General features: G+C 51.3%; 16 protein-coding genes and 2 pseudogenes. 7 read left to right on the forward strand and 11 right to left on the reverse strand.

The annotated features are described in order from the left end of the window. Positions 1-67 precede the first annotated feature (67 nt). The gene (locus JGF26_RS16365; RefSeq protein WP_108089958.1) at positions 68-2,248 is read left to right on the forward strand and encodes a type I secretion system permease/ATPase; all 2,181 of its coding nucleotides are present in this window, start codon (positions 68-70) and stop codon (positions 2,246-2,248) included. Further along, positions 2,245-3,420, forward strand: a complete 1,176-nt coding sequence (locus tag JGF26_RS16370) for an HlyD family efflux transporter periplasmic adaptor subunit (RefSeq protein WP_134708393.1) — start codon at positions 2,245-2,247, stop codon at positions 3,418-3,420. Before JGF26_RS16365 ends, JGF26_RS16370 begins: the two co-directional genes overlap by 4 nt. Before the next feature lie 35 nt (positions 3,421-3,455). Here the strand turns inward: JGF26_RS16370 and JGF26_RS16375 are convergent, their stop codons facing one another. Beyond that, positions 3,456-4,340, reverse strand: a complete 885-nt coding sequence (locus JGF26_RS16375; protein ID WP_134708394.1) for a MarR family transcriptional regulator — start codon at positions 4,338-4,340, stop codon at positions 3,456-3,458. Between the two features lie 277 nt (positions 4,341-4,617). Here JGF26_RS16375 and JGF26_RS16380 point away from each other — a divergent pair, with 277 nt between their 5' ends. After that, complete coding sequence (locus JGF26_RS16380; RefSeq protein ID WP_134708395.1) at positions 4,618-6,081, forward strand: EAL domain-containing protein; 1,464 nt, start codon at positions 4,618-4,620, stop codon at positions 6,079-6,081. Between the two features lie 30 nt (positions 6,082-6,111). Here the strand turns inward: JGF26_RS16380 and JGF26_RS16385 are convergent, their stop codons facing one another. From JGF26_RS16385 to JGF26_RS16400, 4 genes and pseudogenes are all read right to left on the reverse strand, one after another. Beyond that, positions 6,112-6,384, reverse strand: coding sequence for a CsbD family protein (locus JGF26_RS16385; RefSeq protein WP_045284344.1), 273 nt, complete (start codon positions 6,382-6,384; stop codon positions 6,112-6,114). 231 nt (positions 6,385-6,615) lie between these two features. Beyond that, positions 6,616-7,482: an AraC family transcriptional regulator gene (locus JGF26_RS16390; protein ID WP_134708396.1), complete on the reverse strand. Its 867-nt coding sequence runs from the start codon at positions 7,480-7,482 to the stop codon at positions 6,616-6,618. 156 nt (positions 7,483-7,638) lie between these two features. Further along, positions 7,639-7,860 (reverse strand): annotated as a pseudogene (locus tag JGF26_RS16395) (transposase); the annotation flags it as partial. 108 nt (positions 7,861-7,968) lie between these two features. Next, complete coding sequence (locus JGF26_RS16400) at positions 7,969-9,759, reverse strand: alkaline phosphatase family protein (protein ID WP_134708397.1); 1,791 nt, start codon at positions 9,757-9,759, stop codon at positions 7,969-7,971. A 333-nt stretch (positions 9,760-10,092) separates the two neighbouring features. On the opposite strand from JGF26_RS16400, the gene JGF26_RS16405 reads away from it, so the two are divergent. The 3 genes from JGF26_RS16405 to JGF26_RS16415 all read left to right on the forward strand — a co-directional run bounded on the left by JGF26_RS16405 (position 10,093) and on the right by JGF26_RS16415 (position 13,391). After that, on the forward strand, positions 10,093-10,368 hold the full coding sequence (locus JGF26_RS16405) for a metal/formaldehyde-sensitive transcriptional repressor (RefSeq protein WP_028017469.1): 276 nt from the start codon (positions 10,093-10,095) through the stop codon (positions 10,366-10,368). Between the two features lie 31 nt (positions 10,369-10,399). Further along, positions 10,400-11,518: an S-(hydroxymethyl)glutathione dehydrogenase/class III alcohol dehydrogenase gene (locus tag JGF26_RS16410; protein WP_108089953.1), complete on the forward strand. Its 1,119-nt coding sequence runs from the start codon at positions 10,400-10,402 to the stop codon at positions 11,516-11,518. A gap of 181 nt (positions 11,519-11,699) precedes the next feature. Beyond that, positions 11,700-13,391, forward strand: coding sequence for a methyl-accepting chemotaxis protein (locus JGF26_RS16415; protein WP_134708398.1), 1,692 nt, complete (start codon positions 11,700-11,702; stop codon positions 13,389-13,391). Positions 13,392-13,439: 48 nt separating this feature from the next. Here JGF26_RS16415 and JGF26_RS16420 read toward each other — a convergent pair whose 3' ends face one another. From JGF26_RS16420 to JGF26_RS16445, 6 genes and pseudogenes are all read right to left on the reverse strand, one after another. Further along, positions 13,440-15,821, reverse strand: a complete 2,382-nt coding sequence (locus JGF26_RS16420; protein WP_134708399.1) for a glucose/quinate/shikimate family membrane-bound PQQ-dependent dehydrogenase — start codon at positions 15,819-15,821, stop codon at positions 13,440-13,442. A gap of 256 nt (positions 15,822-16,077) precedes the next feature. Further along, positions 16,078-17,001: a LysR substrate-binding domain-containing protein gene (locus JGF26_RS16425; protein ID WP_134708400.1), complete on the reverse strand. Its 924-nt coding sequence runs from the start codon at positions 16,999-17,001 to the stop codon at positions 16,078-16,080. Positions 17,002-17,182: 181 nt separating this feature from the next. Further along, positions 17,183-17,380, reverse strand: a pseudogene (locus JGF26_RS16430) (SDR family oxidoreductase); the annotation flags it as partial. Positions 17,381-17,467: 87 nt separating this feature from the next. Next, positions 17,468-17,857, reverse strand: coding sequence for a YdeI family stress tolerance OB fold protein (locus tag JGF26_RS16435; protein ID WP_108089950.1), 390 nt, complete (start codon positions 17,855-17,857; stop codon positions 17,468-17,470). Between the two features lie 270 nt (positions 17,858-18,127). Further along, complete coding sequence (cydB, locus tag JGF26_RS16440) at positions 18,128-19,138, reverse strand: cytochrome d ubiquinol oxidase subunit II (RefSeq protein ID WP_134708401.1); 1,011 nt, start codon at positions 19,136-19,138, stop codon at positions 18,128-18,130. Continuing rightward, positions 19,138-20,541: a cytochrome ubiquinol oxidase subunit I gene (locus JGF26_RS16445; RefSeq protein ID WP_134708402.1), complete on the reverse strand. Its 1,404-nt coding sequence runs from the start codon at positions 20,539-20,541 to the stop codon at positions 19,138-19,140. Before JGF26_RS16445 ends, cydB begins: the two co-directional genes overlap by 1 nt. On the opposite strand from JGF26_RS16445, the gene JGF26_RS16450 reads away from it, so the two are divergent. Beyond that, the gene (locus JGF26_RS16450) at positions 20,540-20,701 is read left to right on the forward strand and encodes a hypothetical protein (RefSeq protein WP_164881334.1); all 162 of its coding nucleotides are present in this window, start codon (positions 20,540-20,542) and stop codon (positions 20,699-20,701) included. The two genes, JGF26_RS16445 and JGF26_RS16450, sit on opposite strands and share 2 nt — an antisense overlap. The last annotated feature ends 116 nt before the right edge of the window (positions 20,702-20,817 follow it).

The following is a 20,817-nucleotide window of genomic DNA, read 5'->3' on the forward strand; positions in this document are numbered from 1 at the left end:
ATTTTCAATCATCCCGTAAAGGTATCATTTCAGTGCGTAATTATCGCGCTGGACAGGACGTAGCATTATGAAGACACATCCACAGTACGAACCCTGGCTGCAGGGCATGTTCATCATCGCGAAGCATTATCGGCTGGATTTTTCTGCGGAGCATGTTCGGGTCACCATTAATCATGAAAGTCAGTCTCCGCGCCAGCTGGTGCTGGAGGAGATGGCGCGCCAGCTTGGGCTGGGGATGCGTATGGTCGCGGCAGATGCCGTATCCCTTGACCCGTGGCGCTTGCCGATGCTGGCGGAATTCACCGGCGGGCAAATCGCGGTGATCGCTCGCATGGACGGTGAAGGTAATGTCAGTCTGCAGTTCAGTGGCGACGGAGGTCTGGAGACAACGCTAACGCGTGAGGAGCTAGGTTCACGGTTAACAGGACTGATGGTGCTGCGCCCGCTTGAATCCGCGCCGGATGCCCGCGTGGATGACTACATCAAACCGTATGAAAAAAACTGGTTCTGGCAACTGGCGCTGAAGGACTGGCGACGCTACAGCGACATTATGCTGGTGGCGCTGGTCGCTAACGTGCTGGCGCTTTCCGGCATGGTCTTCTCCATGCAGGTCTACGACAGGGTGGTACCGTCGCAGTCAGAAGCCACGCTGTGGGTGCTGTTTGGCGGCGTGATGATTGCCATCGTGTTTGAATTCATCATGCGTATGCTGCGCGTGCATATCTCTGACGTGGTGGGGAAGCGTGCCGATCTGCGCATCTCCGAACGCGTTTTTGCCCATGCGCTACGGATTAAAAACGGCGCGCGCTCTAAATCAACCGGATCGTTTATAGCCCAGATCCGCGAGCTGGAGTCGGTGCGCGAGCTCATCACCTCCACCACCATTGCGGCACTCTCCGATCTGCCGTTTTTCCTGCTGTTTGTCTTTATTCTGTGGATGATTGGCGGTCCGCTGGTGCTGGTGGTTCTGCTCGCCGTACCGTTGCTGCTCATTCCTGGTCTGCTGGTGCAGCGTCCGCTGGGTAAACTCTCCAGCGAAGGGATGCGCGAGTCCGCCATTCGTAACGCCACGCTGGTTGAAGCGGTGCAGGGCATTGAAGACATCAAGCTGATGCGCGCCGAGCAGCGTTTCCAGAACCAGTGGAATAACACCAACGACGTTGCCGCCAGCGTTGGTATGAAGCAGCGCTGGCTGACGGGCCTGCTGCTCACCTGGACGCAGGAGGTGCAGTCGATTGTCTATGCGGTGGTACTGCTGGTGGGCTGTTATCTGGTTATCAGCGGTGACATGACCACCGGTGCGCTGGTGGGGACCTCGATTCTGGCATCGCGCACAATTGCGCCGCTGTCGCAGATCTCAGGCGTGCTCTCGCGCTGGCAGTCGGCAAAAGTGGCCCGCAAGGGGCTGGACGACCTGATGCAGCGTCCGATTGACGATCCGCAGAACGGCAAAAAGGTGCACAAAGCGCACCTGCGCGGCGACTACAGGCTTGAGGACGTAGGGTTTTACTACGACGAAGAAGAGAAACTCACCGTGCTCAACATCAGCAAGCTGCAGATCCGTGCCGGAGAACGGGTTGCGGTGCTGGGGCGAAATGGTTCCGGTAAAAGTACGCTGTTACAGCTTCTGGCGGGTATGCAGGAGCCGCAGCAGGGGAGCATTCTGCTGGACGATATTGCCCTGAACCATCTTGATCCGGCAGACGTGCGTCGTGATATGCAGTTGCTCAGCCAGCAGGCGCGCCTGTTCTTTGGCTCGGTGCGTGACAACATCCTGATGGGGAACCCGCTCGCCACTGACGATGAAATTCATCATGCGCTGGTCAACAGCGGTGCGCTGGAGTTTGTGCGCAAACAGAAAATGGGGTTGAACACCATCATCAACGAGGGAGGCACGGGGCTATCGGGCGGCCAGCGCCAGGCGCTGTTGTTGGCGCGCGCCCTGATCACCTCACCGCATATCCTGCTGCTGGATGAGCCTACCGCCTGGCTGGATGAAGTGAGCGAGAAGCAGTTTATTCAACATCTTCACAAGTGGCTGGGTAAACGCCGGACGTTGGTTGTGGCAACTCACCGCTTGCCTATTCTGGACCTGGTCGACCGTATCATTGTGCTGGAAAACGGTAAGGTGGTGATGGACGGTCCACGTGACGCGATCCTGCATCAGCACGGTATGGCACCGCAAAAAGCGGCTCAGCGCACCGTGACCATGAAACCGGCAGCGGTGGCAGAGGAGGGCGCGGCATGAATGATTTCTCACGTTTCAATAGTCGTCTGAAGGAGCCGCGCTTACCGCGATCGTCCCTGGTGGCATGGTCGCTGTTCGCCCTGCTGGCGGTGTTTATCATCTGGGCGAGTCTTTTCCAGCTTGATGAAGTCACTACCGGCAACGGCAAAGTTATACCTTCATCGCATGAGCAGGTGATTCAGTCTCTTGAGGGCGGCATTATTCACAGCCTGATGGTGCGCGAAGGTGACATTGTTGAACGCGGTCAGCAGCTTGCGCAGCTTGACCGGACCAAAACCGAGTCAAGCGTCCTGGAGAGTGAGTCTCGTCTGAATGCCGCGCTGGCAACGGCTGCGCGCCTGAAGGCCGAAGTGAACGATACGGAGCTCGCGTTTCCTGAGGAACTGGATGACGACGTTGAGCTGGTCAAGCAGGAAACAGCGCTTTACCAGTCCCGTCGCGAGAGTCTGGAAAAAGGGCTGGCTGGTTTGCGTCAGGGGGCAGAACTGGTGCAGCGAGAGCTGTCGTTAACCCGACCACTGGTGACCCAGGGTGCGGCCAGCAAGGTTGAGGTATTACGTCTTGAGCGTCAAAAAAATGAGCTTGAGAATAAAATCACCGAGATGAAAAATCAGTACTACGTTCGCGCCCGTGAAGAGCTGGCAAAAGCGAATGCGGAAATTGAAGCCCAGCGTTCGGTGATGAAGGGGCGCGAGGATTCCCTGACAAGGCTGACCTTCAATGCGCTGGTTCGCGGGATTGTTAAGGATATTGACGTTACAACCGTTGGTGGCGTTATTCCCCCCAACGGCAAACTGATGAGCCTGGTTCCGCTGGACGATCAGATGGTGGTTGAGGCGAAAATCTCACCGCGTGATGTGGCCTTTATCCATCCAGGCCAGAAAGCGCTGGTGAAAATTACGGCCTATGACTACTCCATTTACGGTGGGCTGGAAGGAGACGTGACCATGATTTCCCCGGACACCTTACAGGATGAAGTGAAAAGAGACGTCTACTATTATCGCGTTTACATCCGTACCGACAATAACCATCTGACCAATAAGCAAGGCAAAGAGTTTCCGGTCTTTCCGGGCATGATAGCCACGGTTGATATTAAAACGGGCAGTAAAACTATTCTGGATTATCTGTTGAAACCATTGAATAAAGCGAAAGAGGCGTTACGAGAGCGATAGGCGAATGGCGTTCGGAACACCGAACGCCTGCTGAGTTAAGCGGTTGACGTCACGTGATGAGCGTGGCGGCGATCTTTAGGAACAACGTTAATGTAATGCGTGACATATGCAAAATATAATCCGGCATAATTTTCAACGAGTTCGATAAACGCCGGGTATATCGACATACGCCCATCACCGCGATCTTTCAGATAACCTGCCTCTTGTGCCGATTTGATGATTCGGTTGACGTGAATTCTTGAAACAAAAAATTCTTTTGCGAGTGTGCTTGCTGAATATTCAATAGTTGCACCATGGGCAGATTTGTTTTTTATGGCCTGCAGGTATAGATAGAGCATAATCATTCGACCGCCATCTTTATCGATGAATAATCCCACTTCAGGCAAAACCTTTCTGAACGTTAATCCCCGAAAAAGATATTCTGCCACGCGACGGAAAAAATTATTTCTCAACACGTCATTATCCAAAAGGTTAACGTCAATATTAAATGCCGGATAAAGAATGCTGACCGGCAAAAATGCCCCGGACATATATCGCTTTAGTTCATTCAGGCCTTTTTCAGTTGGCGCTATTCTCGTTTTGCGTCTGTCTTCCGTGCAGCGCCAGGTGCTGATGCGCCCGGTGGTTCTGAGTATCGTAATGATTGCAATAACGCTGTTGGGGCTGGCTATTTTATAGCGAGAACATAACTCTTTTATTTCCGAGACAGATTCAGCCTGATTTCCAAAAATAAAACAACACATGGAAAGGATAATGTTAAATCGTGATTCCTGCAGCATTGTTTTGTAGAACAAAGGTTGTTTTTTGTAGATGGTGTCATTAATGGTGTAGTGCTCTAATATTGCCTCACTGAATCGCGGATTGTTCTTTATAACATCCCTTCGATGTAGCAAGGCCCTGGATGAGATATGATTATCCATAGCGTATTTCTCGTATTTGAATGAGCCGATAGATGAAGTATCCAGCCTTCTTTTTCGGAATTTTCATTATACCCTGAGAATGAAACATTTACCGTGGTTATTTGAAAAGAAAAGTATATTTTCAGGTTGTGTGGCGTGAAGTGATTAACGCAAAGATGTTCCAGTGAGGACTGTTTCTTACCCTGTTGTTGTACGGTAAAATTAATACTCACATCAGGTGCATGACATTTTATGCATTCACAAATGGAAATGGCGCGTTGGTGCCCAGGAGCAGGTTATGACCCAAAAAATTTCTCTCAGAAATGGGGCTTGCGATGACCAAAAGTTTGTCATCTCAGCCTGCGGCTTCACATTTCAGGGATATCGTCTGATCCTGGAAAAATACGGGATAGAGGCATCGCTTATTCGCTTTGTTGGGGATGAGATATCTCAACGAGACAGAAAAAATATTCTTATAAATCAGAGTGCTCACATTGTGGTGTTCCTCGGGAAAGGTATTGTCAATCTCCTTGAGAGTCTGAAACGCCTGGCATCCGTACTTAATTCGCTACCCGTTATTCAACGTGTTACTCTGTATGGTGATATACCAGACAGCTGGCTGTATCGCACCCTGGGTAGCCTTTTAAATAGCAGCCGTCAGTTATCGCTGATTCGCATGGCCAGCGTGTCTGATATAATAGGCTCCATCAGCATGCATGATAATATATTTAAGGATGGTTCTCGTTTATTGCGGGATCACTCTCTGGATTATTCTGCTAAAGGAAATTTTAAATGGCTAACCCGAAGGGAGGTTGATGTTTTATTAAGTTTCTACCGGGGCATGTCCGTAAAAGAATTGTGCGACACAATGGGGTTATCTAATAAAACGGTATATACTCACCGAAAGGAAGGTGTTCAAAAATTACATTTAATCAAGCAATGGGTAAACGATTCACACAATTTCAATGTGGGTGAGAGTATTAAGCGCAAAAGTCAAAAGACAGACTTTACGGAAAAGGAAACAGAGATTTTTAACGCGCTGCTTAAGCGGGAAATTTTCCCTGTGTACCAGATCATTACCGACCATAACAAAAAAGGGGTTGGTTTTGAAATACTTATTCGCTGGAATAAAAATGGTAAAATCGTCAAGCCAGTCAGTTTTTTGGCTGATATTTCAAATAATGAAATATGGCTAAAGATTACGGCGTTAGTTATCCATGCTGCCGTGTCTGGTATTAATAAATATAACGGGAAGTATTATTTTTCAGTTAATATACCACCCCGACTGGCTTCCGGGAATGCATTGCCTGATATGGCAAAGAAAGCTATCGACATGCTACTCAAACCGCGGTGGGCCGAAAATTTAGTCTTTGAATTCGCGGAGGATATTGATGTCACGAAGGACACCAGGATCCCTGAAACTATGCGCCATTTACGGAGTACGGGATGTCGATTATTTTTGGATGACTGCTTCTCTAACCATCAAACCATGTTCCCGGTGCGACAGGTACATTTTGATGGGCTCAAACTAGACAAGGACATTGTTGAGCATTTCGTGGCAAATGACAATGACTATCACCTTATTAAAGCGATACAACTTTATAGCGATATGACCGGGACGGATTGCATTGCAGAGGGAGTTGATAGCGAAGAAAAGTTTGAGAAATTAGCTGCCCTGGGCGTCAAAAACTTTCAGGGGTATTATTTATCTCGTGCTGTGAAAGAAGATGAGTTAGACCGCATGGTACGGTTATTTAGCTAGTGAGGAAAAAAAGCCCCGAAGGGCCTTGAGTTATTTTCGACCCAGCAACAGGCCGAGCACAATACCGACAGCACCAGCGGCGATTAGGCCAGTGAGAGGGTTGTTTCTGACCGCTTCGGTGACATCGGAGACCGCATCGCTGGCCTGCGCGGCATATTTTTTCGCGGCACCTTTTACCTGATGTTTTGGTGAATCAACGAATTCACCAAACTGCTGCTGCGCTGAACCTGCGAGTTCATCAAGTTTATTTTTTGCTTTGTCTTCAGCAAACTGGGTATTTTTATCAGTACCGAAATCAGACATTTTTGCCTCCTTTTGTTGATAGTTAAAGGATAGCCGCTCTTTGTAGAGGTGAGAGACGAAAGGCTAAATTCGGCACCTGACAGGATGGTTTTCGGATATATCTCTATATCGGGAACCCGTTATTTCTCATTGTCATCCAGACCGTAATTTATGCCAGGGTAGCACAGTTTCAGGAGCGGCAGGCCGGGTAAGCGCAGCTACCCGGCCGATATAGCGGTCAATGAGGTATAGTCATTTTAACGGCAGGTAGATATCCGTTTGCAGCGCATGTTCCGGCACCTCGTGAATAAAGTTGAGGTAGTGGAAAAATACCGGGGCATCGCGCAGCGTTTCGCCGCTGGCCGGTAGCCAGTCGCGAAACATCACCCATACCGTGGCGGAAATGTTATCCAGCGAACCTGAGTGACGCCCGACGGCGTATCGACCACCGTCGATTTCACCACTGGAAACCCCGAAGTCATTTTCTGGTATCGCTTCAGAGATACTGCCGCAAATATCGAAACGAAAGGCGTCTGCGGGTGTGGTTGCCGGGTCATCCCAGGCAATGCCAAAGGTGCTGCTTTCGTGTACGGGTGATAAGCCCGAGGTTTTACGCCAGGCAATAAATTTCGCCGCGCTGTCATTAACCCTATCTGGGCTGCCACGGTGCTGCAGCACTGCCACTCGGGTCTGTGGGAAATCGACAATCTTAATTTCCATTGTTTTTTGCTCCTGAAAGGTCATTTTCGGTACGCGCTGGTGCCAGCTCAGCCAGTCCGGCTGTTGCCGAAACTGACGGGGGCTTTTTCCAAATGCGTTTCTGAAGGCGCGGCTGAACGATTCGGGGTTCTGAAATCCGGCATCGAGCGCAATATCAATCACCTTATCCTGTGGATTAAACGCCAGTCGCCAGGAAGCACGACGAAGGCGTAGCCACTGGATATAGCGATACAGCGGCTGGCCGCTGAATGCCAGAAACTGCCGGTGAAAATGAAAAGGTGAACAGCAGGCTATCGCGCTGAGCTTCTCCAGCGTGAGCGGCTCATCGAGATGGTGGGCGATATAGTCGCACACCATCGTGAAGCGCTCGCGGTAGGCCGTTTTGATTGCATCGTTCATTGCATCCTCCTGATGACTTACTTTGCTTTACCGTACAGTGAAGATCCTGACCGATCTTGCGCAATTAACGTAACCAATCCTATGTGGACTTAACTCAATCGAATAAAGTGAGTTCATGGAAGAGCATAGGTATGTCGTTGTGTAAGCATCCCAGCTTTAGTTCCATGCACTTTTTGAGAGTTCCTGTTTCTCAGCTATCAGCCGGTATTCCTCCCTCGTCAGGTTATTCAGGGATTCATGAGGACGCTCGTTGTTGTGTTCATTCAGCCAGCGTTCCGTGATTTCCCGTGCTTCATTCAGCGTTCTGAACAGGTAAAAATCCAGGATTTCTGTCCGGTACGTCCGGTTGAACCGTTCGATAAACGCATTCTGCGTCGGTTAACCCGCCAGCGAGGTTCGACCCGCTGGCTTAAAGAGGAGATGCAAAAGCTGGTGTAACACAATGAAAATAATTCCTTATAGCCTTTTTAAAACCAGCATGCAGAATTATTTTTCCTCATCTTCGAATAATGCCATTGAATATACCCACGATGGCATTGCATTGATTTTGTGTTCGTACGATTGACTTTTTTCAGAACAATGGTTTTTAATGTTATATACGAAGCTTGGTAGCCCGGAGTTAATTAAGTATTTATCAATAAGAGATGAAACACAAAAATAAGGTTGATTATTTGCTTCTTGAGAGAGTTGTTCTAAATTAGCATTATCTCCTGCAGTCACAAATACAGGGACATCTCCATAATCTGTAGGTTTTATATCCCACTTAAATACAAAATCATCGTCGTGATTGCCTGTTTTGCTGAAAAGCTCAGTTGCAAGAACGTTATTTTCCATGAAGAATTTATTTAAGGCGGGCTTATGATCGCCATAAAGAACAACTACTGCATTCGGATCTATTTTTCGAACTTCTTTGTAGAAATTAACAAAACGATCAACGGCTTGTTTTAATTCGAATGTATATATTTTCTCACCTGAATCGTTCTCATGAGGATATGGACCATGTGTAGACATAGTAATTAAATTTATGAATATGTTTTTTCCGCCAGCTTTTTTTAAGTGTTCAATTGCTGACTTATAAAGGAGATAATCATCAGGTTGCCATTGCCATTTTTTTCTGGTTGCAACAATTTGTTCCGGAAGGCTTATATTAGACATTTCATAAAGACCATCAAATTGTTCAAATCCAAATTTTTTATATACAATATCTCTATGCCAAAATTCTTTTAAATAATTGTGTGCTGCATAAGTTATAAAGTCTTTTGCTTTTAATGAGCTGGCAATAGTATCGGAATACGATTTGAACTGTGATGCATATTCTTGATAAATTATGCCGGATAAAACCCTTGAATTACTTGGTAATCCGGTTAGCATTTCAAATTCAACATTTGCAGTACCTCCACCATAAACTGGAGAAGTAGCTCTAAAAGTAACAAACCCTTCGTTCAATATTGGGGTGATAATTTCTTTGAAATTTGCATTGTCATACCAACATGACTCACAGAGCACATAAATGATAGTTTTATGTTTTGGTAATAGCGTACTATCCGTACGTTTTTCAAGATTGTAAATTTCTTTATTACTTTTGCTAACTAAAGGAGCAGATTTTCGTGAACTTGTCATCACGAGATGCATTGCTATTCCATTATCCTGAAGATTTTCAGGCCAATTCCATGATTTGTAATTTACATTCATTTCCTTAGCTAATAATATCATTTTCCTGGAGGTGACACTGTCCTCACCAAAGAGAGAACTGAAATGAGAGTAAAACGAAAATGGCAATGTTATTATAAAGATAATAGCAAGAGCCATTGTGTTTTTCTTTGTTGTATAAAACACTCGGCTGATAAAAAATAAAATCACACAGATTGAAAGTGCGAGGAAAAGAAAGAATGCTGGCCATGCTGTAAGATAATGTTTTGCGATGGTTATATTAGAGTGAGAGAATAAATCATTCCAGGATAACACCTCACCTGTGAGAGATAACTTGATATTGTTTATATATTCAAGTAATTTAAATGTTGTAAAAGAAATATAGGCTGAAACTAAAGATGGTAGTTTTATTAAACGAAGTGAAATATAAGCTAAAGGTAAAGGGCTGGCAAGCCATATGTAGTGTATTAATGAATATAAATAGTTTGGTAATTGAACGGTGTTTTTAATTCCAGTTACAGCTATTGCGAAGAAAGTAGTAATGAAAATAAAGTCTAACAATGATGACTTTACTTTTTTTGGACAGTTAGTTGAGGTGAAAGACGTAGTTTTGAAGAGCACGTTCATTTTTGAACCTTAAAAGTAATAATTCTTAGTATACCATGTAATTATTCGAAGCGTAATAACCTATCTTAAAAAGGTAACTAATGCCACTACTTGAAAATAAGTATTTGGCAATTAATGACAGGTAAATCACTGAGCGTTTTTTGTACGAAACGTCATCATGAATAAGACCTTAAAACTTGTATGGTAATCTAACTGGATCAGAGAAAAATCTCGTTATGTCTGATAGTGACTTTTAAATTTATTAAGTAAATACATGATAATCATAGAATTCTTAATCTTTACATAAGAGTGCTTAGAGGTATACCATACCCCCCTATAGTATCAGGAGGGCGTATGCCGCATTCACCCGAAGACAAAAAACGTATCCTTACCCGCGTCCGTCGCATTCGTGGGCAGGTCGATGCCCTTGAACGCGCGCTGGAGTCGGGCGATCCCTGTTTAGCCATCCTGCAGCAAATCGCCGCCGTGCGCGGTGCTGCCAATGGCCTGATGGGCGAAATGGTCGAAATTCACCTCAACGATGAGCTGGTGACGGGGGAAACAACGCCGGATCAGCGAGCCGTGCGCATGGCGGAAGTCGGCCATTTGCTGCGCTCTTATCTAAAATAAACCCACATACCTCACAATAAGGGAAGACAATATGAAATCTCGCGCTGCTGTCGCATTTGGCCCCGGCCAGCCGCTCAAAATCGTTGAAATCGACGTGGCACCGCCGAAGAAAGGCGAAGTGTTGATCAAAATAACCCATACCGGCGTATGTCATACCGATGCGTTTACGCTGTCGGGTGACGATCCGGAAGGCGTTTTCCCTGCGGTACTCGGTCATGAAGGTGGCGGGATTGTGGTAGAAGTGGGCGAGGGCGTGACCAGCCTGAAACCAGGGGATCACGTGATCCCGCTGTACACCGCGGAGTGCGGCGAGTGTAAGTTCTGTAAATCCGGTAAAACCAACCTCTGCCAGGCGGTTCGCGCCACTCAGGGCAAAGGGCTGATGCCGGACGGCACCACCCGTTTCTCTTATAACGGCGAGCCGGTTTATCATTACATGGGCACCAGCACTTTCAGCGAGTACACCGTTTGCGCGGAGATCTCGCTGGCGAAGGTGAACCCGCAGGCGCCGCTGGATAAAGTCTGCCTGCTGGGCTGCGGCGTGACCACCGGTATTGGCGCGGTGCATAACACGGCAAAGGTCAAAGAGGGCGATACCGTGGCGGTGTTCGGTCTCGGCGGCATTGGTCTGGCGGTGATTCAGGGCGCGGTTCAGGCGAAGGCCGGTCGTATCATCGCAGTCGACACCAATCCGGAGAAATTCAAGCTGGCGGGTGAAATGGGTGCGACCGATTTCGTGAACCCGAAAGATCACGAAAAATCGATTCAGGATGTCATCGTTGAGCTGACCGACGGCGGCGTTGACTTCAGCTTCGAATGCATCGGCAACGTGAACGTGATGCGTTCTGCGCTGGAGTGCTGCCACAAAGGCTGGGGCGAGAGCATCATCATTGGGGTTGCCGGGGCGGGTCAGGAGATTAAAACTCGTCCATTCCAGCTGGTGACAGGTCGCGTGTGGCGCGGTTCCGCGTTTGGCGGCGTGAAAGGGCGTACTCAGCTCCCGGGTATGGTTGAAGATGCCATGGCCGGAAAAATCCAGCTCGACCCGTTCATCACCCATCGTTTGCCACTGGAGCAGATCAACGACGCGTTTGATCTGATGCACGAAGGGAAATCCATCCGCACCGTTATTCATTTCGGCGACAAGTAATTTCATTTCGGCGACAAGTAATTCTTCTGCCAGCGGTTTTTCACCGCTGGCATTTCTTTAATAATCTTCTCTAAAGTGTGACCAGTGCGGCGTTTTTAGCCGTAATCTAAATCTCTGCCGTGCCGATGACTATTTAACGGGCGTGTTTTTACGCATCTTACCTATAAGAGAGTCGACGGTCATGGACAACACTACTTCGATGCAGGCGCAGCGCAAGCTGGGCTTCTTGCATCACATCAGGCTGGTTCCGCTGTTTTCCTCCATTCTCGGTGGCATTATTCTGCTTTTTGCCTTGAGCTCAGGTCTGGCGGGATATTTCCTGCTTCAGGCCGATCGCGATCAGCAGGATGTCACATCTGAAATTCAGGTGCGTATGGGGCTGTCGAACAGCTCAAACCATCTGCGAACCGCGCGTATCAATCTGATCCACGCCGGTGCGGCAAGCCGTATCGCGGAGATGGATGCCATGAAGCAGAACATCAGCGATGCGGAAACGCGTATTAAGCAGTCTCAGGAGAGTTTCACCGCCTATATGAATCGCGCCGTGCGTACCGCAGAGGGCGAAGCGCTGGATGCTGACCTGAAAGCACGATATGACGCCTATATTGCGGGTATGCAGCCGATGGTGAAATTCGCCAAAAACGGTATGTTTGAAGCGATTATCAACCATGAAAACGAAACCGCCCGTCCGCTGGACGACGCCTACAACGCCGTGCTGCTGAAGGCGATTAAGATCCGTACCGACCGTGCCAATGCCCTGACGGCACAGGCGCACAGCCGCACACAGCTGGGTCTGATGTTTATGATCGGCGCGTTCGCGCTCGCACTGGTGCTGACGGCATTGACCTTTACCGTGCTGCGCCGCACGGTGATCCATCCGCTGCAGCGTGCGGCGAAACGTATCGAGAATATCGCCAAAGGCGACCTGACGATGCCGGACGATGTGGCCGGACGTAGCGAAATTGGCCGCCTGACGCGCGATCTGCAAACCATGCAGCACTCGCTTGAAAACACCGTGGGTACCGTACGTCAGGGGGCGGAGGAGATCTACCGTGGAACCAGTGAAATCTCTGCCGGTAACACCGATCTCTCTTCGCGCACTGAACAGCAGGCTGCTGCCATTGAGCAGACCGCCGCAAGTATGGAACAACTGACCGCAACGGTGAAACAGAACGCGGATAATGCTCACCATGCCAGTAAACTGGCGGAAGATGCCTCCGGTAAAGCCAGCCGTGGCGGCCAGATGGTCTCCGGGGTGGTCAAAACCATGGGTAACATCTCCAGCAGTTCGAAAAAAATCTCTGAGATTACCGCAGTGATTAACAGCATTGCCTTCCAAACCAATATCCTGGCGCTTAACGCAGCGGTAGAAGCGGCGCGTGCGGGTGAGCAGGGCCGTGGTTTTGCTGTGGTGGCAAGTGAAGTACGTACCCTGGCAAGCCGCAGTGCGAATGCCGCAAAAGAGATTGAGAGCCTGATCAACGAGTCGGTCTCGCTGATCGACCAGGGTTCTGGTGAAGTTGTCGCCGCCGGCAACACCATGAATGAAATCGTGGAGGCGGTTAAACGGGTGACTGACATCATGCTGGAGATTGCCGCAGCGTCTGATGAGCAGAGTCGTGGCATTGTGCAGGTGAGTCAGGCGATTTCTGAAATGGATAAAGTGACCCAGCAGAACGCCTCTCTGGTGGAAGAAGCCTCCGCAGCCGCAGCATCTCTGGAAGAACAGGGCGCGCGTCTGACCGAGGCGGTTGGCGCGTTTCGTTTGAGCAGCGTGAAGCCAGGCCGAGTGGCTACACCAGCCTCAGTGACGAAGAGCACGCCGCTACGCCACGCGGCGACGGTTTCCGGGGATAACTGGGAAACGTTCTGAGTTGCGCCACCAGAAAAAAAGGGACCTTTCGGTCCCTTTTTTCATCTGTTACTTCTTATCGGGTAAGGCATACGCGATAACGTAATCACCGCGATCCGGTGACTGACGGGCGCCCCCGGCGTTAATGATGATGTACTGCTTACCGGTTTTCGGCGACACGTAGGTCATCGGGCCGGACTGGCTGCCGACCGGCAGGCGGTCTTTCCAGATCTCTTTCCCGGTGGCGGTATCAAACGCGCGCAGGTAGAAATCCTGCGTGCCAGCGAAGAACAGCAGACCAGACTGAGTAGAGAGCGAGGCACCCAGTGTCGGCATACCAATTGGGATCGGCATATGCATACGAATGCCCAGCGGGCCGGTATCTTCCACCGTACCGACAGGAACCTGCCACACCAGCTTGCCGGTTTTCAGGTCAACGGCTGACATGGTGCCAAACGGCGGCTTCTGGCACGGAATGCCCAGCGGCGACAGGAAACGTTCGCGCATGGCGCCGAACGGCGTGCCGTCCATCGGTACGATACCCATCTCGATGCCGCTGGCGTTTTTCGCCACGTTAGCGCGCGGTACCATGTAGTTTGCCAGCCCCAGGCGCATATCGTTGACGAACATCAGGCTGTTGTTCGGGTCAACGGAGACGCTGCCCCAGTTCATCCCGCCGAGCGAGCCAGGGAACTGCAGGGAACGGTCGAGACCTGGCGGCGTGAAGACGCCCTGATGGCGCATCTCTTTGAACTGAATACGGCACAGCAGCAGGTCAACAGGCGTCGCCCCCCACATGTCGGACTCGGTCAGCGTCTGGTTGCCAATCATTGGCATACCAACAGAATACGGCTGGGTTGGAGAGTAGCGCTCACCTTCGACGTTACCCGCCGGGACAGGACGCTCCTCAACCTTCGCCACCGGCTTACCGGTTTCGCGGTTGAGCATGAAGATCATACCCTGCTTGCTGGTCTGCACCAGTACAGGCGTGGTACCGCCCTTACCGTCGGGCAGGTCGTACAGCAGCGGCTGGGAAGGCAGATCAAAGTCCCACAGGTCGTGGTGGGTGGTCTGGAAATGCCAGCGGACCTGACCGGTGGCTGCATCAACCGCCACGATAGATGAGCTGTATTTATCATCCAGCGCGGTACGTTCACCTGCCCAGAAATCCGGGGTGGCATTGCCGGTTGGCAGGTAGATCAGGTTCAGTTTGGCGTCGTAAGACATCGCCGACCAGACGTTCGGCGTACCGCGCGTGTAGGTCTGGCCTTCCGGCGGCAGGCCGGTCAGGTTCGGGTTACCCGGATCCCACGCCCACGCCAGTTTACCGGTGTGAACGTCATACGCGCGCACCACGCCCGGCGGTTCGCCAGTGGAGTAGTTATCCGCGACGCGACCGCCGACGACAACAACATTCCCGGCAACCAGCGGCGTAGACGTTTGCTGATAGTAGCCCGGCTTGATCTCGCCCATGCCGACGCTCAGGTCAACGGTGCCATGGTCGCCAAAGTCTTCGCAGACCTTACCGGTATCCGCGTTGATGGCAATCAGGCGGGCATCAGTAGTGGGCAGGAACAGGCGGCGAGGGCACGCGGCAGGCTGTGTCTCAACCTGTGACGTTGTCACTGAAGAGCGATCCTCAAAATAGCCCAGACCACGACAACGCTGCCAGTTAGGTGCCGTGGCTTTGGAATCATAGCGCCACTTCTCTTTACCTGAGTCGACATCCAGCGCCAGCACTTTACTGTATGGCGTACAGACATAGAGCGTGTCGCCAATCTGCAATGGCGTGTTTTGATCTTCCGCGCCAGAACCATTGCTCTGCGGGATATCACCCGTGTGTGCAACCCAGGCAACTTTCAGGCCACTGACATTCTGCTTGTTAATCTGGTCCAGCGCGGCGAAGCGGTCGCCGTGCGTGGTGTTGCCCCAGTGCTCCCAGTTTTTTTGCTGCTCGCCGGGTGCGACGGGTTTAACCGGAACGGGCTCGTTAGCCGCCACGAGGGTTTGCGGTTTAAACATCCAGCCCAGGCTGACCAGCATAGCCACCGCAAGCACGGCTGCGATACCAAAAGCGGGAGCCTTGTTCGGTGCGTTATGGTTTGCTGCACGCAGAAAAGGCCACACGATGGCGCAGAGGAATGCCAGTACGGCAAACGTAAAGAGGCGGGAGAAGAGCGGCCAGAAATCCCAGCCCGCATCGCTTACAGCCCAGAACAGCGAGGCGATAAACGCGATGCTATAAAGCACTATCCCACTGGTGCGACTGGTGAAAATCAGGATCGCGGCAATCACCATCACCACGCCCATTATCAGGAAGTACCAACTTCCACCTACGGAGGCGAGCTTAAAGCCCAACCCGCCGACGGCCAGACCGATGAGCATCATCAGTCCGGCAAGTAGCCACTGCAGAATACGAGGTATCCCGCGCGGCGCGCTGCCAAATGCCATTTTCTGTCTCCTTTAGATCCCCCCGCCGTGCCGGAAATGTACCAGTTGGGTAATAATTGCAAAGGGAGCAATGATAAATACGAGTGAATTCGGGTTTGTAAAATGATTTGTGAACCATTTGGTGAATTCACAGGTATGATAAAACTGTTAAATTGTTTTACGCAATTGTTAATGAATAATTTCGCATTAATTGATTAGAGCACAGGACTGCCCCTCGCCCCCTTTGGGGAGAGGGGTAGAGTGAGGGGAAAGGTTTCTAGACCGGCATAGATTTGCGAATGGCGCTCAGCAGCGTCTGTGCACCTGTGGAAAGCGGGGTATCTACCCGCGTCAGAATACCGATGGGTTCACCGGCGCCAGGCGACGTCACCGGCAGTGCGGTAAGCGTACCCTTGCGTAAATCATCTTTTACCGCGCCGGAGGGAACGAACCAGACGTAGTCATAATCCAGAGTAAGCTGGCGTGAAAGCGAGGCCGAAAGCGTTTCGATACAACCCGAAGGCAGCGAACATCCCTGCATTTTCAGCAGTGTTTCGGCAGTGTCTCGCGGGACTGTCCCTTTAGGGCAGACCACCACAGGCCACTCCATGACGCGGCTTAACGTCACGGTATCCTGCAACAGAGGGTGGTCAGGACGCACAACCAGCTTCAGTGATTCCAGGAACAACAGTTCGTAATTCAGACCACCCATCAGTTCAGGATCGGACATTCGACCGATGCCAAGATCCAGTTCACCTGATTTCAGCCCCGCGAGCAGCATGGTGTTATTCATGGTGGCAACCTGAATCGTGGTATGTCTTTGCTGTTTGTGGAACTGACCGATGACCGGAGGAAGAATACCCAGTGCAGCGGTAGGCAGGGCTCCCACGCGCACAACTTCGCTGGCGTGCTCTTCTTTGCGATTGAGGGACTGGCCCGCGGTGTTGAGGGCATCAAGCACTTTTACGGCGTGCGTGAGAAATTGCTCGCCCACCAGGGTCAGTTGTGCCCCTAAACGGCCACGGTCAAAAAGACGTGTACCGGTAAGTTGTTCCAGCTCATTCAGCGTTTTCGAGAGAGCAGGCTGGCTCAGGTTAAGAGTTTCAGCCGCACGCCCCAGCGTTCCCTGTTGAGCGACGGCCACAAATGTATGCAAATGGCGCAAGCGTATGCGCTGACTGAACAGACCATTTTTTTCCATAGGCGATGTTAAAAACAGAGCGATGCGGGTGACAAGTTAAGTTGTTTAATTTTGATAACTTGATAGCAAAATATTTTTAACATTTGATCTGTTTGAGTTACAACATGTTTTTCGACGGGGGCACAAAAGCGAACGTCCGTGTTCATTTATCGCGCATTCAGGAGAGGAGTGGCTAACCGGTTTAGATCACGCCGTCACCGCCGTCAGAGCACCACACCTGGCCGGACGTAAAGGAACATTCATCCGAGGCCAGCGTGACGTACAATGGCGCAATCTCGACGGGCTGGCCCGGACGCCCCAGCGGGGTGGCGCCACCGAACTCCTTCACTTTTTCCATCGGTTGCCCGCCGCTGGATTGCAGCACCGTCCAGTAAGGACCGTACGTTGTTGGGTATCGCTCATAGCTGACTCCTTAAGCCAAGGGGTGAGATTTGATGGATAACTGCAGCGTTAACGCTTCGCTGAATTATTTCTGCAAACGATCTACGCGGACGACGGCAGGGGATGATTTTTTATCAAGCGAACCGTTAATACCGATCATCTGGTCGGGTTTTACCGTTCTGCCCTCGAAGACTGTCTGGGGAATAATAACGTCGATTTTTCCGGTTTTATCCTGAAATACAAATTTATCGCCGCTACCGTCAATAAGATTACCGCGCAATGAAATTGTTGCACCATCGTGCATTTGTTTTGCCTGAGTGATTGTCATAATGCGCGCATCGTCGGTTCCGCGATATCCGCTATCCAGCGAATGAGGTGGCGGTGGGGCTTCGCCTTTTTGTAATCCGCCGTTATTATCTGCCCATGCGGTCGGAGCCAGAAATATCACTAAAGCGAAAGCGGATGATAATTTCATCTGATATCCTTCATCTTTGGGTGTATTGAATTATTAAGTATTATTGCTATTCCTTTATGGGGCAAATGTGATAAGTCCTAAAAACACGCACCTTAAAAATCGAAGGTATTCTGCTATTGGCCGCCATAATAATTGCTATACAGGTATGCGAGAAATTAAATATGCCATGATTGAACGCCATGTATATATTTCGAATATTTTTTTCGAGAAATGACAGGCGGACAGAGAAACATTCTTTTTCGCGACAACAGTCCGCCGTCATGGCGTTCCTCAGTGATAGCCTTCAGTATCCGAAACCTTGCCCCGGAAGACGTAGTAGCTCCAGGCGGTGTACACCAGGATCACCGGAATAATCAGTAATGTCCCGACCAGCATAAACAGCTGGCTGGCAGGCGGGGCAGCGGCCTCCCACAGGGTGATACGCGGCGGAATAATGTTCGGCCAGAGGCTAATGCCCAGTCCGCTAAACCCGAGGAAAATAAGTCCCAGCGTCAGCAGAAAAGGGCGCGCGTGGCTGGTCGGATTGCGGGTCAGGCGCCAGATCAACACGCTGAAGATCCCGACCAGCAGAGGAACCGGCAGGAACCAGAAGAAGTTGGGTAGGGTAAACCAGCGGTCGGCCACGTACTGCCAGCCGAGCGGCGTCCAGACGCTCACCACCGTAATTACCACTATCAGCGCCAGCAGCACGTGGCGGGTCAGCTCGCGCATACGGACCTGCAACGCGCCTTCGCTTTTCATAATGAGCCAGGTTGTGCCCAGCAGCGTGTAGGCGACGACCAGACCGATGCCGCAGAAGAGATTAAAGGGTGTGAGCCAGTCCAGCGCCGAGCCAACAAACCGCCGTCCCTCCACGTCGAAGCCGTTTATCATCGCCCCCACCACCACGCCCTGGCTGAAGGTGGCGAGCAGGGAGCCGCCAGCAAAGGAGTAGTCCCAGAACTTGCGGTGTGAGGGGGTGGCTTTGAAGCGGAACTCAAAGGCGACGCCGCGAAAAATGAGGCCGATCAGCATCGCGGTGAGGGGGATCGTCAGCGCATCAATAATGACCGCATAGGCCAGCGGAAATGCGCCGAAGAGCCCCGCGCCGCCGAGTACCAGCCAGGTCTCGTTACCGTCCCAGACGGGCGCCACGCTGTTGACCATCACATCGCGCTCTCTGGCATCGCCCACGAAGTTAAACAGCAGGCCAATGCCCAGATCGAAGCCATCCATAATGATGTACATCAGCGTGGCAAACACGATGATGGCAAACCAAATCACTGAGATATCGACACCCATCAGATTTTCTCCTCTTCCGGAACAGACTCAGCGGCAGACAGCGGACGGGCAGGCGTGCCCGAGGTGTTTGACGTCAGCGTATCGACGGGCTGAGGACCTTTCTTAATCAGCCGGATGAGATAGACATAGCCTACGCCAAACACCGACGAGTAGACGACGAAGAACGCCAGCAGGCTGATGCTCATCTGCAAGGTGCTGTGCAGCGATACCGCGTCGATGGTGCGAAGGTAGCCATAGACGACCCACGGCTGACGTCCCACTTCGGTGGTTACCCATCCGGCGAGCAGCGCCAGTAGCCCGGCAGGCCCCATGCAGAGGGCAAACCAGTGGAACGGGCGCGAGTGGTAAAGTCGATGGCGATAGCGCAGCCAGACGCTGATAAGACCAAGGGTAATCATCAGCAGTCCCATCCCGACCATCACGCGGAACGACCAGAAAACAATGGTCGAGTTTGGGCGATCTTCTTTCGGAAAGTCTTTCAGCGCCGGGACCTGCTTATCCAGGCTGTGCGTCAGGATAAGGCTGCCGAGCGCGGGGATTTCCAGACCGTATTTGGTGCGCTCCTCGTCCATATCCGGCAGGCCAAACAGCAGCAGCGGGGTAGCCTCGCCGGGAGGATTTTCCCAGTGCCCCTCAATGGCGGCAATTTTTGCCGGCTGATGCTCAAGCGTGTTCAGGCCGTGCATATCGCCCACCACCGCCTGAATGGGCGCGACCACCAGCGCCATCCACATCGCCATCGAAAACATGGTGCGAACGGCGGGGGCATCGTTACCGCGCAGCAGATGCCATGCGCCCGATGCCCCGACAAACAGCGCGCTGCTCAAAAAAGCGGCGATAGCCATATGAATAAGGCGGTAAGGGAACGAGGGGTTAAAGACAATCGCCAGCCAGTCCTGCGGGATAACCTGCCCGTTATCGATAGTGAAACCCTGCGGGGTATGCATCCAGCTGTTGGAGGCGAGGATCCAGAAGGTCGACATCAGCGTGCCGAGCGCCACCATGCAGGTTGAAAAGAAGTGCAGACCCGGACCGACCTTATTCCAGCCGAACATCATGACGCCAAGGAAACCGGCTTCCAGGAAGAAGGCGGTTAACACCTCATAGGTCAGGAGTGGGCCGGTAATACTGCCGGCGAACTGTGAGAAGCCGCTCCAGTTGGTGCCAAACTGATACGCCATGACCAGACCGGAAACGACGCCCATCCCGAAGTTAACGGCAAATATCTTGAGCCAGAAATGGTACAGCGATCGCCAGACGTCGTTTTTGGTGCGCAGCCACATGCCCTCCAGCACCACCAGATAGCTGGCGAGCCCGATGGTGATCGCAGGAAACAGGATGTGGAACGAGACGGTAAAAGCGAACTGAATTCTTGCTAAATGGAATGCATCAAGTGCGAACATGGTCCGTACCTCTGAAACGATGGGGCACGCGCATCGCCGGGCTGCTTTTTGCTACCAGGCAAAACCGATTACGGTTTTTGATACCGGTGCCGCAATCGGCCACGGTGAGCAGGTCGGAATGCGGATCGCCGTGCCAACTTCCGCGAACCTCTTTACCTAAAGATAGAGTGTAGACCCTGTTGGCATAATCCTCGTCTGGAGACAGTGTGAGGATAAAATAATGGTTCCGTTTGGGGTTGTTCAGGGGGCCAGTAGCACACGGTTTGACCACTGTCG

Origin of the sequence: Enterobacter sp. E1 (assembly GCF_016809815.1) — a bacterium.
In the GTDB taxonomy this organism is placed as follows: Bacteria; Pseudomonadota; Gammaproteobacteria; order Enterobacterales; family Enterobacteriaceae; genus Enterobacter; species Enterobacter adelaidei.

Coding starts and splice junctions, on each gene's coding strand:
- JGF26_RS16365 (WP_108089958.1), top strand. CDS start 68: ATGAAGACACATCCACAGTACGAACCCTGGCTGCAGGGCATGTTCATC.
- JGF26_RS16435 (WP_108089950.1), bottom strand. CDS start 17,857: ATGAAATTATCATCCGCTTTCGCTTTAGTGATATTTCTGGCTCCGACC.
- JGF26_RS16425 (WP_134708400.1), bottom strand. CDS start 17,001: ATGGAAAAAAATGGTCTGTTCAGTCAGCGCATACGCTTGCGCCATTTG.
- JGF26_RS16375 (WP_134708394.1), bottom strand. CDS start 4,340: ATGGATAATCATATCTCATCCAGGGCCTTGCTACATCGAAGGGATGTT.
- cydB (WP_134708401.1), bottom strand. CDS start 19,138: ATGGGTGTCGATATCTCAGTGATTTGGTTTGCCATCATCGTGTTTGCC.
- JGF26_RS16380 (WP_134708395.1), top strand. CDS start 4,618: ATGACCCAAAAAATTTCTCTCAGAAATGGGGCTTGCGATGACCAAAAG.
- JGF26_RS16390 (WP_134708396.1), bottom strand. CDS start 7,482: ATGAACGATGCAATCAAAACGGCCTACCGCGAGCGCTTCACGATGGTG.
- JGF26_RS16405 (WP_028017469.1), top strand. CDS start 10,093: ATGCCGCATTCACCCGAAGACAAAAAACGTATCCTTACCCGCGTCCGT.
- JGF26_RS16420 (WP_134708399.1), bottom strand. CDS start 15,821: ATGGCATTTGGCAGCGCGCCGCGCGGGATACCTCGTATTCTGCAGTGG.
- JGF26_RS16385 (WP_045284344.1), bottom strand. CDS start 6,384: ATGTCTGATTTCGGTACTGATAAAAATACCCAGTTTGCTGAAGACAAA.
- JGF26_RS16415 (WP_134708398.1), top strand. CDS start 11,700: ATGGACAACACTACTTCGATGCAGGCGCAGCGCAAGCTGGGCTTCTTG.
- JGF26_RS16445 (WP_134708402.1), bottom strand. CDS start 20,541: ATGTTCGCACTTGATGCATTCCATTTAGCAAGAATTCAGTTCGCTTTT.
- JGF26_RS16370 (WP_134708393.1), top strand. CDS start 2,245: ATGAATGATTTCTCACGTTTCAATAGTCGTCTGAAGGAGCCGCGCTTA.
- JGF26_RS16450 (WP_164881334.1), top strand. CDS start 20,540: ATGGTCCGTACCTCTGAAACGATGGGGCACGCGCATCGCCGGGCTGCT.
- JGF26_RS16400 (WP_134708397.1), bottom strand. CDS start 9,759: ATGAACGTGCTCTTCAAAACTACGTCTTTCACCTCAACTAACTGTCCA.
- JGF26_RS16410 (WP_108089953.1), top strand. CDS start 10,400: ATGAAATCTCGCGCTGCTGTCGCATTTGGCCCCGGCCAGCCGCTCAAA.